The sequence below is a fragment of the Psychrobacter sp. AH5 genome, from assembly GCF_040371085.1.
GTDB lineage: Bacteria > Pseudomonadota > Gammaproteobacteria > Pseudomonadales > Moraxellaceae > Psychrobacter.
Map to the genome: position 1 here is coordinate 352,326 of NZ_JAMBMT010000001.1, position 13,523 is coordinate 365,848.

The following is a 13,523-nucleotide window of genomic DNA, read 5'->3' on the forward strand; positions in this document are numbered from 1 at the left end:
ATTTTAGAGTAAGTGGTGCTAACTGCCGGGCCACATAGCTATCAGGCGTTATAGGGTAACAGTGAGGCAATTATGAATAGCGTAGAGAAACGGGCAATCTTAGGGGTAGGTGGTATTTTTGCCTTGCGAATGATTGGCCTGTTTATGATTGTGCCCGTCTTTTCGGTTTATGGTGATAATTATGCCCATGCCACGCCTTTTTTGATTGGTCTAGCCGTTGGTATTTATGGTCTTGGCCAAGCTATCTTTCAGATTCCAATGAGCCTAGCAGCTGATAAATTCCCGCGTAAGCCGATTATTATGCTCGGTCTGATATTGTTTGCACTAGGCGGCATCATTGCGGCCAATGCTACTGATATTTACCAAGTCATTATCGGACGGGCACTAGCAGGAAGCGGCGCGGTTTCTGCGGTACTAATGGCGCTGCTAGCTGATGTGACCCGTGAAGAGATGCGCACCAAAGCGATGGCGACTATGGGTTTGACTATTGCAACCTCCATTATGCTAGCTTTTGCTTTTGGGCCATTATTAGTTGGCTCGTTGGGGATCTCAGGACTGTTTTGGTTGACCGCAGGCTTTGCGATATTGGCAATGTTGTTGTTAGCCGTAGTGCCGTCACCTATGCGCGTGCTCAAACATAATTTGGATAATAAATCTATCGGTGAGCAACTCGCTACCGTCCTCAAAATTGGCGACTTAAACCGGCTGCATGTGGGTATCTTTGCGCTGCATTTAACTATGACCGCTATATTTGTAATCTTGCCACATCAGCTTAGTGAGGTGATGGGACTATCGGTTCGTCAGCAAGGGCTGGTCTATTTGCCACTATTATTTATTGGTTTTGCTGTTGCCATACCTTTTATTATTATCGCTGAAAAAAAACGCAAGATGCGCCAAGTGTTTTTAGGAGCAATTGGATTGATGGTAGCAGCGCTAGCGTTATTGGCTTTGGGTAGTCAAGTTGGTGTTGGTATCATCTTGGGCTTGCTGCTGTATTTTATGGGCTTTAATTTACTCGAAGCCACTATTCCTTCTTGGATATCTAAGCGCGCACCGGTCGCTAATAAAGCGACTGCGATGGGGCTGAACTCCTCTAGTCAGTTCTTCGGCGCTTTTGTTGGCGGCGCGATGGGTGGCTTACTATTAAGTCAATCCAACCTATTAGCTTGGAGTATCCTAGCCGCTATTATGGCGCTAGCTTTATTGCTGATTATTCCTATTGCCGATCCTCCTTATCTGTCTAGCACTACGGTCACTATCCCTAAAGACATTGATATTCAGGATTGGTCGCAGCAAATAACCGCGATTGCCGGCGTTGATGAATTAGTCGTAATGGCCAAAGAGCAGGTCGCTTATCTCAAGCTGGACAAGACTCAATTAACCGATCTATCCCGGCAACAATTATCACAGTTGGCACAAAGTCCACTTGATATTTAACTTTATCTCTCGATGTTATTCAAAGCTGCTGCTTATAAAAAATGACGCTGAATCAAGCAGTGATAAGCAAGTTTGGTATGGAGCTTGGTAGTGTGACTCTGAGTATGCCGCGTAGCAATGACTAAAGGCTGGCCGCTATAACTCAACACCAAGCTAAAACCCTCTGCGACAGTAGCTGACGTATTTAATTAAGCTTTAGTAGATATTTAATAAAAAAACCTATAAAGTAAAACTATATTATTGATTATAAACTAAGGTTAATGATTATTGACCTTATAAAAAATAGATTAAAATAAGCCATTTAGTGTTTACTGCTAGAGCTTATTCATAAAATCATTCATCAAAGAGGATAATATTATGCGCGGAGTTAATAAAGTCATCATTATCGGAAACCTCGGTGCCGATCCTGAAGCCCGACAATTTAGTAATGGCGGTAGCGTTACTAATATCTCAGTGGCGACCTCTGAGCAATGGACAGATAAGCAAAGCGGCGAGAAAAGAGAAGCGACCGAATGGCATCGCGTCTCGTTGTTTAATCGCTTAGGTGAAATCGCCGCTCAATATCTGCGTAAAGGCAGCAAAGTATATATTGAAGGGAGTCTACGCACACGTAAGTATCAAGCGCCTGATGGTAGCGATCGTTATGCTACCGAAATCCGTGCTGACCAGATGCAGATGCTAGACGGTGCTAGTGGCGGCCAAAATCAAGATAATAGCTACAATAATAATCAGAACAATCAAGGCTACGCTAATCAAGGCCAAAACAATCATGGTTCTCAAGGTATAGCGCAGAGTAATCAAGGCAGTTATAACAATCAAGGAGGCTTTAATAACCAAGGGTCTCAAGCGCCACAAAATCAGTTTAATGCGCCCTCACAAGCTACGCCAAGTAAGTCAACAGCTATGCCAGATGGTCCTGTCGATGATGATATTCCATTTTAATTTATACAACATGAAGTAATTATAAAGAGCTTATATTAATATAGGCTCTTTTTTATTTTATAGTTAAAGTTTTTAATATCCCTAATAAAAAAGTGGTTTTTATTTTGCAGAGTAGGGCAATGCCTGACTTATAAAAGAGAGGGTAATAAGGTTAAATAACGGTAATGTCGTTAATATAATAAAGATATATCCTAAAATAAATAATTAATAGTTAGTATTGCTATTATAAAAGGCAATTATAACTCCAATGAATTATAACTATGTTATTATTGCGATTATGATTCAATATAATACTTATGCCTAATACAGTCTGTATTTAGATTGAATTAATGTTTTGTATTTTTAATCTATAATTAGCCAGCAGTTTGTGTTTTATACACCAGGCTATTGTTAGATTATTAGAATCTATTCCCTATAATTGACACTTTTATACCGAGGCTATTATGAGTAACAACGATACTATTAATTTAGAAGCGCTAGATGTCGACCAGTTACGTGCTATTACCGAAAACGCTCAACAGCTTATCGCCCAAAAACAGCATCAGCGTCTTTATGATGCTTATATGCAGTTTGAAAAAATTGCTGAAGAGAGCAACAGTAGCATTGATGAGATTTTAAAAGCGGGCGAGAAGCTTGAGAAAAAACGTAGCATTAAATATCGCAATACCGAAAATCATGAAGAGACATGGACAGGCCGTGGACGCAAGCCAACTTGGTTAGTAGAAGCATTATCGGCAGGGCGCCATCTCAATGACTTTGCTATCTAATAAATACTAAAGCTCTAGCTATTTTTAATAGTGAAAATGATGAAAAAGCCAGTATTTTTATTTAAAGATACTGGCTTTTTTATGTCACCTAAAGCCGTTTATTTGCTATGATAATAAGCCTTTAACCTAGCCAAAAGAGTCTTCTACTTGTGCCAAAACTGTCAGCCTCTTCCCATAAGCGTCCGCGCAAGCTCTGGTGGTTAGTAGGAGTGATAATCTTTGCACTATTTGCATTATTACAAATGCCAGCGGCATGGATAATCGAGAAATATGCGCCGCAGTCCCCTTATGTTCAGCAAGTCTCAGGTAATATTTGGCAAGGCTCATTGATTTGGCAATTGCCGCAAACAAGTACAGCGCTAAGCGGCGCTGCTAGTTGGTCGTGGCAGCCGTGGCAATTATTTTTAGGAAAACTAGCGGCCGATGTCGATATTAGCACCGGGCAAAGCCGACTTAATGGACAGCTTGCTATGCGCCCTAGCGGTTGGCAAGTTGATGATATGAGCGGTAAGATTGCTGCTGAAACTTTGGCCAGCTTAGTCAATTGGCAATTACCCAATACACCTATTCAGCTCAATAGCGTCTCACTACAACGCAGAGCGGCAACAGGCGATAAGCCGGCAGGTTTTAGTCAAGCGGATGGGCAACTGACTTGGGTGGGCGGCGAGGTGGGTTATCCTAATGCTGGAAAAGTACTTTATATCACTATGCCATCGATGCGCGCCCAGCTCAGTAGCGAGCAAAAAAACAATAAGCAGTTGTTGCATGTAAATTTGTTAAACAATCAAGACAAGCGTTTAGGCGACTTATATCTAGACGGTGATAATATGCTAGATGTCAGTCTGACGCAGCGTCTGCTTGAGAATATGGCAGAGTATAAAGGGCAAGCTCCGCAAGATACGCCGGTGATCAGTGTTCGCCAGCCGCTATTGAACGGCTTAGGGGCGAATGAATGATGAGTATAAGCGCACGAATAAAGCCGCTGATGGACACTCTCAATCGCTTTTCAGCATGGTTATTATTATTGGCTATTATCTGGTTATGCTGGGTGGCAGCAAGGATATTGTGGCTAGTACTCGCGCCGCCTGTAGCGCCAGCGTTGCCGCTACAAGCCATTCAAAACAATACCAATCTCTCAGCTGATAACCGCAATACGTTTGCTATTTTTGCTGAGTCTGAAGCCGCTACAGTCGCGCCGCAGCCGCCGCCAAATGTGCTGTTAAAAGGGGTGCTGATTGCCATACCAGAGAGTTTGTCATCTGCTATGCTTGACGTCAATGGCGAAGTCAAAAACTATCGTATTGGCGATAGCTTACAAGAGACGGGCTTTACCCTCATCGCGGTTGACTGGAATGCAGTGATTATCGCTGACGCTGCAGATCAGCAAACGGTTATCAGTTTGCCAGAGCTGCTACCTCTTGATCAAAGAGGGCTTGATACTAATGCTATTGCCAATCAGCGCTTGCCTAATAATAATCCGCTATCAGCTACTAATAACGGCCTAGCTTTACCTGAAAGTGCGGCGATGACTAATGATAATAATGAGGTGGGGGCAAGCCAACCTGCTGATACAGGCTCTGCTATTGATGAGGCGGTAACGGCGCTAAAAGAAAACCCAGCCAGCTATTTGAGCCGAATGGGGGTAATGGCCTCAGGCGAGGGCTATCAAGTGACAGCGGCTATGCCAACAGCACTGCGTAATCGCTTAGGGCTAGAGGCGGGCGATAAGGTGCTGACAGTCAATGGTCAAACTGTAGGAAATAGTCCTGCCCAAGACGCCAATGTATTACAACAAGCTCAGCAATCAGGTGAAGCTCAAATCGAGGTGCAACGTGGTGATCAAGTGATCACTATTCGTCAGCAGTTCTAGGTTTCACTGCCAATACATTTTATTTGTAATAAGCTTTATTTTTTGTGACATCACAGTGGGTACTATCAGCATGGTAAGTTTGGATAAATTTTCAATGACGCCTTTACGCCTAGGTTTACAGCGTTTATTGCGTCTGTGTCGACCGCTGTATTTAGCGTTGCCTTTATGGGCAGGCTTCTGCGGTTTTGCCAGTGCTGAGAGCTGGAAAGTTAATTTGCAAGATGCGGACATAAAAGCTTTTATTAATGAAGTGGCGACGATTACTGACCAAAACTTTGTCCTTGATCCGCGTATCAATGGCAATGTCACTGTGATATCTAACCGCGCCTTATCCCGTGATGAGATCTATCAGCTGTTTTTGAGCGTAATGCAGGTCAATGGCATAGCTGCTATTGATTCTGGCAACACTATCAAACTAGTTCCTGACAATATTGCTAAGCAGTCTGGCGTTGCGGTAGATCTGCGCGGTGATAGTGTCGGTGAGTCGCTGGCTACGCGAGTCATTTATTTGACTAATACTCAGGCCGCTGAGATATTGGGCGTTATTCGCCCTTTGATGCCGCAGTCGGCCCATGCTGCTGCCGTTCCGGGCGTCAATGCGCTAGTCTTATCGGATCGCGCTGATAGCCTTAATCAGCTAACCGCGCTTATTCGCGATTTGGATAGCAACATCAATGATACTTTGCGAGTGATTCCGCTACGCCATGTCGACTCTGAGCGTATGATGGATCTGATCAGCGCTTTGGTGAGTACGGGCGGAGGCCAAGCAGCCGGAGGAGATCAGCTCAAAGTTATTGCCGATAGCGCAAGCGATAGACTGCTAGTAAAGGGTAGTCCTGAGATGATTGCCAAAGTACAAGAGATGGTCAATCAGCTAGATACCACGCCATCACGTCGGCTTAGCGGCTTACGAGTATTTCGGCTAAAGTATGCCAGCGCTAGTCACATCGCCGATATGCTGCGTGGTTTATTGGCCAATCAATCTATCAATAGCTCAGGGGCAAGATCTACCTTAGAATCCGCTTCATTGACAGATGCCAGTACCACTGGCGCTACCCTTAATGGGGCTGCTAATGAATTGCTAGGTAACAATAATAACGCTACGAGTACCAACCTTACCAGCGCTACTACCAATAATAGTACTGGCGGCGCTGGTGTTAGCACTACCGGCAAACCTTTTAGCATTATCGCTGATGAGACGCAAAATGCAGTTATCGTTAATGCCGCACCTGAGCTGATGTTTGAGATTGAAGAGGCGGTCAATCAGTTAGATAATCGCCGCGCGCAGGTGCTTATTCAAGCGGCTATCGTTGAAGTATCAGGCGATGATGCTACGCAGTTAGGGGTACAGTGGGCGCTTGGTAATGCTAATAGCGGTTTAGGGGTCGTTAACTTTACTAACGTTGGTGCGAGTGCCACTGCTCTTGCGGCAGCGGCATTAGCAGGCGGCGGCGCAGCAGGAGCGGCAGGGATTAGCGCGGCTGCCAACTCAATTGTTGGCGCCTTGATAGGAATCGGCGATAGTCGTAAAGATAGCAATGGCAATACTGAGTTTTATGGCGCAATCTTACAAGCGCTTGACTCCTCAACCAGTGCAAACCTTTTATCTATGCCCTCTATTTTGACTTTGGATAATGAAAAAGCTAGTATTTTGGTGGGTCAAAACGTGCCTTTTGTCACCGGCTCTTTTACTACTAGCGGCAATAATTCAAACAACCCCTTCCAGACTATCGAGCGCCAAGATATTGGTATCAATCTCAACGTCATACCGCATATCGGCGAAAACGGTACGGTGCGCTTAGAGGTCTCGCAAGAAGTCTCCTCAGTAGTGCCAGGTAGTTTTGGTAACTCAACGGGTATCGTGACCAATAAAAGCCTGATTAATACCACTATCTTAGCAGACGATCAGCAAACCATAGCACTAGGTGGCCTGATGCGTGATAACTCGACTACGCGTCAACAAAAGGTGCCAGGCTTAGGTAACGTTCCTGTTATCGGTCGTTTGTTTCGCTCAGATAATGACAGTACGCAAAAGAGTAATCTAATTATATTTTTGCAGCCGACTATCTTGCGAGATGGCGGCGCCGTGGCTTCAGTCACTGAGCGCAAATTTAATCAGATGCGCGTGCTACAACTGGTCATCGACAAAAACGGCACTATCAAGCAGCTACCTCTTAGCGGTACCGAAGGCTGGAATGGCGAGGTCAATAAAGACTATGAATTAATGCCGCTTAATCCTCTGATTCCTAAGCGTAACCAATTACCACAAACCACTACGCCGCAGGGCTTTACTCGAGTAGATAGCCCAAATGCTGGCATTACTACTTATCCATTAAATCAGTAATTACCAATAGGTAGAGACAAAGAACAACGGCCAAAAGCGTAACCGCTAACCGTAATCTTAAGAAGTATCATAAAGAGAGAGTATGACTAAGAAAAAATGGTTCACCTTAAGCCTAGTAGGGGCAGCTTTGCTATTGATACCTAGACGCAGTAGCCGCCAGACCCTCCCTGTTGCTCAAGATAATTTGCCGCCGATCAATGAGAATAAAAGTCAGCCGTCAACTAAAGAGTGTACAGTAAAGGATAGCCAATAACGGCTGTCTGTTTAACAGACTGATTGAGACTACTAATAGCTAAAAATAGTGGCTAAGTCTTTACCTTTATTACTAATAGCCAAAATTAACGCTACGTAATATAAACGGGCATTATGCTATTATTTTGATTAGTCTCTTATCGTAGTCGATACCATGAAGCGCTATAAACATCCGTCAAACTTCCTAAACTCGTTGTCTATGAGCAACAGATATTTACTTGTTGCTTTAACGATGACAGTGAGTAGCAGCTTGTTATTAGGCTGTGCGCCGCAGCCTGAGTCTATGTTTGAGCAGCAGGCTGAAGCAGAGGCGGCTAATGAGATTGGCGCTGATATCAAGATAGAAACCCCTGAACCCTCAGAGGTCTCGCCACTCTCGGAACCTGTAGCTGCTGCTGATGGTAGCGTAGCCAGTCAGCAAGCACCGTCTATTGAGATTAGTAAACAACAAATTATCGCACGTCAGCCAAAGTGTGACTCACAGCAGGCGACTTGTCAGTATTTGGAGTTAAACATTTTAGGGTTTAACCCTTCGCAGCCTTGGCTAAGCGGTATCATGTGGCAGACTATAGCGCGAGTATTGTCGCCAGATACGCCCTTTGCCAGTCAACAGCAAGTTGCCAAAGATAGCGTTGCCTCAGTACTAAAACAAATCGAATTTAGTAGCGAAGGAGTCAGCTCACAGCCTATTTATCAGCGCGTTAATACGGACTTGACGATTAATGAGCATGAAAATAGCAACAAGCTAATTACTGGCTATTTATTAGTAGAATCCACGCAGCAGCGCGGCGCTACTCACCAGCAGTGGCAGCTTAACTACATCATGCTAGATATGCAAAAAAAGCTACAGCTCAGCTTAGAAGATATTTTATTGCCAGATGCAGATATGGATAAACTACTTAACACTTTTCAAGCGCCAAAAAAGATTTGGCTTAGTAAGCAAGGCGTTGAGCAGCAGTATCTAGAAGCTTGGCCATTGCCTCTAGCTAAACAGTGGTATATAGATCAGCAAGGGCTGCACTTAGTGTATCAGTCGGGAGAATTGCTCAATAATAAGCCTTATGCGGTGGACTTAGTCGTTCCTTTTAGCCAGCTACAAGGTATTATCAAGCCCGAGTATAAGATCGCTTCATCTTGATAGTAGTAGCAAAATAACGTTAGTAGCCATAAAGCCACAAAGCCATAAAGCCACAAAGCCACAAAGTCACTAGGAAGCATTTATGTCCGATGTATCACAGTCTGTAGCAGCGCATCAAGCTCAGAGCCGTTATCCTTTGATTGACACTCATACTCACTTTGATGCGCCAGTATTTGATGAAGATAGAGAGATTGAGGCGCAAAGTGCTTATAAAAATGGCGTTGAACATCTAGTACTAGTCGGTTATTTATATCGGCATTTTGATAGGCTTTATAAAGTTAAGCGGTCTTTTGAGTCTCAGTCACAGTTGCAGTCTAGTGGTTACTCCAAGATCAAGTCAGAAAAGACTAGCGTAGAGTCAGTAGCTGCAAGCCAGCTAGAGACGATAGTACCCAAAGCTCATATCGCTCTTGGTTTACATCCTTTTTATATTGAGCAGCATACCGAAGCGCATCTGCAGGCCATGGCAAAAATGCTTGATAAGCAGCGTCCTATTGCTATTGGCGAGATTGGGCTGGATACTTTTACTAAAGAGATGAAGGAGTCTGAGAACTTTGCTAAGCAGCAGCATTTTTTTATCAGTCAGCTGGATATGGCAGTGGCGCATCAACTGCCAGTGATGCTGCATATCCGTAAAGCGCATGCTGACGCTTTAGCTATCCTAAAAGAGCATGCTTATGATGCTAAGGCGCTAGGCGGTATTGCTCATAGCTTCAGCGGTGGCGAGCAAGAAGCAAAGGCTTTTGTTAAATTGAGCTTTAAACTTGGAGTTACCGGCCAGATAACCAACCCCAACGCCAAAAAACTACGCCGCGCCATTCAAGCCGCTGTCGCTGAATATGGTATCGAGTGTCTGGTGATAGAGACTGATTGTCCGGATATGACGCCTATTATGTGCCAAACGAGTGGTGATAATTCCTCAGCATTAGGCAAAAATAGCGGCCAAAGCCCAAATGATGAATGGCAAAAAGACGAAAATCAGCAAGACTATAATCGTAATGTCCCAGCAAATTTGCCTTGGGTATTAGAGAGCTTGAGTGAGCTACTCAAGGTAGATAAGGCACTTTTGGCACGGCAACTTTGGCACAATAGTATAGCTAGTCTGGCTCAGTCTTGGCCTTATCCTTTAGACTAAGTAGATGAGTAATAATCTATAGACTAGGGGCTGTATAGAATTGAGAAAACATTGAAAAAAATAAGCAACGCCTTACTCTAATGTTTACCACAACAAAGAAACAAGGCGTCACTTATGGCTCGCACCAAGCTCAACGATGAACATTGGCACAATCTATTTATTATATTGCGACAAATTAACGTCTATAACAAGCCCAATCTAAGACGTACCGTTGAAGGCATGTTGTACCGTATACGAGTAGGCTGTCCATGGCGAGACTTACCTTCTTATTTTGGTCATTGGTCTAGCATATATCATCAATACCGTTACTGGCGTAAAACCGGTAAATGGCAAAAGCTCATGAAGATAGTCACAGCAAACTATGATAGTGAATGGTTATTTATAGACGGTAGCGTGGTTAAAGCTCATCAGCATAGTACAGGCGCAGCCAGTCATCTTGATGAGGCCATTGGTAAAAGCGTTGCAGGTAATAGCAGCAAACAGCACTTAGTGGTCGATGCTTGTGGCAACCCTATACATGTTGAGCTGTCAGGTGGGCAAGTACATGACTCTAAGATGGCAAAGGCGTTGATATGTAGCACGATTAACAACCAGACTAAAGCGGTGATTGCAGACAGGGGCTACGATAGTAGCGATATTAGAGAGTGTGTCTTCAAGCACTGTGCTCAGTCAGTCATACCTGTTAAGTCGAACTCTAAAAGCCGCAACGACACACTAGATTGGTATTTGTATCGTTGCCGTCATTTGGTAGAAAACGCTTTTGCTAGATTGAAACATTTTAGGGGCATTGCCACGCGATATGATAAGCTCAAAGATAGCTATGCAGCGGCGGTAATGCTCGCTTGTGTCTTTATCTGGTTGCCCCTGATTTGAATTCTATACAGCCCCTAGTTTTTGGCACAAAATATATTTTAATCCATAGCGTTTTAACGAATAGAGTTTTAATGAATGAATGAACAAGCCGTTATAAAAAACCAAAATGGCGATCTACCAGTATCGACTGAGACAAAGACTGATGACAGTCAGTATCAGCGCCGTTTTCAGGGCACCCAAAAACTTTATGGCACCAAAGCATTTACTAGCTTTGAGCGCGCGCATGTCTATGTCATCGGTGTAGGCGGCGTAGGCTCGTGGGTCGCTGAAGCTTTAGCACGAACCGCTGTAGGTCGCGTTACTTTAGTAGATTTGGATGTGCTGGTTGCCTCCAATGTCAATCGTCAGCTACCAGCGCTCGATAGTCACTTTGGTCAAAGTAAAATCGCGACAATGGGCGCACGTATGCGCGAGATTAATCCAAAGATTGAGCTACAGCTGATTGATGATTTTTTAACGCCAGATAACGTTGCACAAATACTGCCCACACGCGCGCAGATGAAGCAAGCCTTGGCAGATAAGCGCTCTATTATTGTCTTAGATTGTGTCGATGATATGAGTGCTAAGCTTGCGATTGCGCTACATTGCCGGTTTAATAAATTAAAGCTGATTTGTGCAGGCGGGGCTGGTGGAAAAATAGACCCCCGCCAAATTACCGTTAGCGACTTAAAAGACAGCTATCAAGATCCTTTGTTAGCAAGACTACGTAATAAGCTGCGACATGAAAAAGGCATTAACAGTCAGCTAAAAGAGAGATTTGGCATCAAATGCGTCTATTCCACTGAACCGCCACGTGTTGACAAGAGTAGTCAGGCGGCTGGTTTGAACTGCGGCGGTTACGGTTCAGCAGTGGCGGTTACCTCAGTGATTGCTATGATAATGGTCAGTGAAGCTTTGCAAATGCTAACAGTGCAAGCAGCTGCTAACCCTTTGACTTCACACTAGTTTTGGAGAACGTATTGACAACTTATCCGCAAGCTACAGACGAAAAAGCTCGTATTGAAAAATTACATGAGTATCAGGTGCTTAATGATGATGTCGAGCCTACTTTTGAGCGCCTAACTAATTTGGTAAAGACTTTTTTTGGTCTACCTATCGTGGCTATCACCTTTATGGATGAGGAGACACAATATCTAAAATCGGCGCATGGGCTAAAAGTGTGTACAACCACTCGTGGTGTAGCGGTCTGTAACTATACCGTGCTATCTGATGAGGTGTTTGTGGTAGAGGATTTATCAGTCGATGAACGTTTTATCAATAATAGCTTAGTCACCACCGATCCTAATTTGCGTTTTTATGCTGGCGCGCCCATTATTTTGCACGAGGATAATAGAGTTTACCGTTTAGGCTCCTTATGTTTAATGGACACAAAGCCTCATTATGACTTTACCCAAGAGCAAGCTAAGCATTTACAGCAGTTTGCTATGATGGCGGCTGATGCTCTACAGCTACAAAAGAAGCAACGTCTTGCTAAGCTTGCTAATGATATGAAATCAGATTTTTTGGCTAATATGAGTCATGAGATTCGCACTCCTATGAACGGTATCATCGGTATGATTGATATGCTCGATGAGACTACTTTGACGCATGAACAAAAAAACTATATTGATAATATAAAAGTATCGACTGATCATTTACTGGTTATTATCAATGGTATTTTGGATCTCTCCAAAGTGGAAGCGGGCAAGATGACCATAGATAAAGTGCCCATGAGTTTAGCTGCTGTTTGTAACGAGGTAGTTAATTTGTTTGCCGGTAAGGCCTCTCAGCGCGGTTTAACCTTAGATTATCATTATGATAAAAAACTTGATTGCTACGTTGAAGGGGATCCGGTACGACTTAAACAAATTCTTTCTAATTTAGTTAGTAATGCTATCAAATTCACTCGAGAAGGGGGCCGCGTCTCTATCGACATTAGACCTACAAAACGTTGTGACTGTGAAGAATTGATGACTAGAGGCAATGCTGCAGAGACTGTTCATAGCATCAATAATCATGCTGAGTTAACTTTTTGTATAAAAGTTACTGATACTGGAGTGGGCATCAAAGAAGAGTCGCTCAACGCTATCTTTGATGCGTATAATCAAGCAGACAAATCAACGCACCGTCTGTATGGAGGTACTGGTTTAGGATTATCAGTCTGCAAATCACTAGTAGCGATGATGGGCGGACATATTTGGGCCAATAGTGTGGTAGGCAAAGGCACTACCTTTAAAGTGCTGTTACCGCTAAAGATTATCGATAAAGAGCAGTATAACGCTTGGCAACTAGCCAATCATATCGATGTTGAACCTGAGTGGCATTATAGCGGTCAGATACTGCTAGTAGAAGATGATAACGTCAATGCTATGATTGCCAAAAAAGCGCTACGTGATAGTGGTCATATAGTCACTCATGTCACAGATGGACAAAAAGCTATTGACGAATTTTGTATCAGTCCCAAGCGCTATGATGTGATTTTAATGGATCATCATATGCCTATTATGGATGGAATTCAGGCCACCATTAAGCTACAAGAGATGTTCGATGCTGAAGACTTACCGCCTATTATTGCCTTGACAGCCAATGCTATGGACGGTGAGCGCGAAAAATATCTACAAGTAGGTATGCAAGATTATTGTAGTAAGCCCTTCAAAAAAGAGCAGCTCAGTGCCTTAGTACAATACTGGCTGATGTATAAGCAAGCCATGAGATCCTAGTCTAGCTTTAAACCATTAAAAAATAGTTAAATAAAAAAGCTTAACCGACAATCGATTAAGCTTTTT

Annotated in this window: 12 protein-coding genes; all 12 read left to right on the forward strand. The window is 43.6% G+C overall.

The genetic code is table 11. The annotated features are described in order from the left end of the window. Positions 1 to 72 precede the first annotated feature (72 nt). The 12 genes from M0N77_RS01555 (at position 73) to M0N77_RS01610 (ending at position 13,457) form a co-directional block, all read left to right on the forward strand. Entirely contained in the window at positions 73 to 1,437 is a 1,365-nt protein-coding gene (locus M0N77_RS01555; RefSeq protein WP_353102904.1) for an MFS transporter, read from the forward strand. Positions 1,438 to 1,794: 357 nt separating this feature from the next. Continuing rightward, on the forward strand, positions 1,795 to 2,379 hold the full coding sequence (ssb, locus tag M0N77_RS01560; RefSeq protein ID WP_353102906.1) for a single-stranded DNA-binding protein: 585 nt from the start codon (positions 1,795 to 1,797) through the stop codon (positions 2,377 to 2,379). Positions 2,380 to 2,822: 443 nt separating this feature from the next. Next, positions 2,823 to 3,146, forward strand: coding sequence for an H-NS histone family protein (locus M0N77_RS01565; protein ID WP_353102908.1), 324 nt, complete (start codon positions 2,823 to 2,825; stop codon positions 3,144 to 3,146). 149 nt (positions 3,147 to 3,295) lie between these two features. Next, complete coding sequence (gspN, locus tag M0N77_RS01570) at positions 3,296 to 4,102, forward strand: type II secretion system protein N (protein ID WP_353102910.1); 807 nt, start codon at positions 3,296 to 3,298, stop codon at positions 4,100 to 4,102. Further along, the gene (locus M0N77_RS01575) at positions 4,099 to 5,016 is read left to right on the forward strand and encodes a type II secretion system protein N (RefSeq protein ID WP_353102911.1); all 918 of its coding nucleotides are present in this window, start codon (positions 4,099 to 4,101) and stop codon (positions 5,014 to 5,016) included. Before gspN ends, M0N77_RS01575 begins: the two co-directional genes overlap by 4 nt. Before the next feature lie 70 nt (positions 5,017 to 5,086). After that, complete coding sequence (gspD, locus tag M0N77_RS01580) at positions 5,087 to 7,360, forward strand: type II secretion system secretin GspD (RefSeq protein ID WP_371834180.1); 2,274 nt, start codon at positions 5,087 to 5,089, stop codon at positions 7,358 to 7,360. Between the two features lie 82 nt (positions 7,361 to 7,442). Continuing rightward, a complete protein-coding gene (locus tag M0N77_RS01585; RefSeq protein WP_353102915.1) occupies positions 7,443 to 7,613 on the forward strand; it encodes a hypothetical protein in 171 nt (56 codons plus the stop codon). Positions 7,614 to 7,811: 198 nt separating this feature from the next. Continuing rightward, positions 7,812 to 8,750 (forward strand): hypothetical protein, encoded by a 939-nt coding sequence (locus M0N77_RS01590; RefSeq protein ID WP_353102917.1) that lies wholly within the window; start codon positions 7,812 to 7,814, stop codon positions 8,748 to 8,750. Between the two features lie 82 nt (positions 8,751 to 8,832). Beyond that, positions 8,833 to 9,885: a TatD family hydrolase gene (locus M0N77_RS01595; RefSeq protein ID WP_353102919.1), complete on the forward strand. Its 1,053-nt coding sequence runs from the start codon at positions 8,833 to 8,835 to the stop codon at positions 9,883 to 9,885. 114 nt (positions 9,886 to 9,999) lie between these two features. Then, positions 10,000 to 10,758 carry an IS5 family transposase gene (locus M0N77_RS01600; protein ID WP_353102921.1) on the forward strand — a complete coding sequence of 253 codons (759 nt, stop codon included), beginning with the start codon at positions 10,000 to 10,002 and terminating at the stop codon, positions 10,756 to 10,758. Positions 10,759 to 10,833: 75 nt separating this feature from the next. Then, on the forward strand, positions 10,834 to 11,703 hold the full coding sequence (locus M0N77_RS01605; protein ID WP_353102923.1) for a tRNA threonylcarbamoyladenosine dehydratase: 870 nt from the start codon (positions 10,834 to 10,836) through the stop codon (positions 11,701 to 11,703). Between the two features lie 14 nt (positions 11,704 to 11,717). Next, positions 11,718 to 13,457 carry an ATP-binding protein gene (locus M0N77_RS01610; protein ID WP_353102924.1) on the forward strand — a complete coding sequence of 580 codons (1,740 nt, stop codon included), beginning with the start codon at positions 11,718 to 11,720 and terminating at the stop codon, positions 13,455 to 13,457. Positions 13,458 to 13,523: the final 66 nt, after the last annotated feature.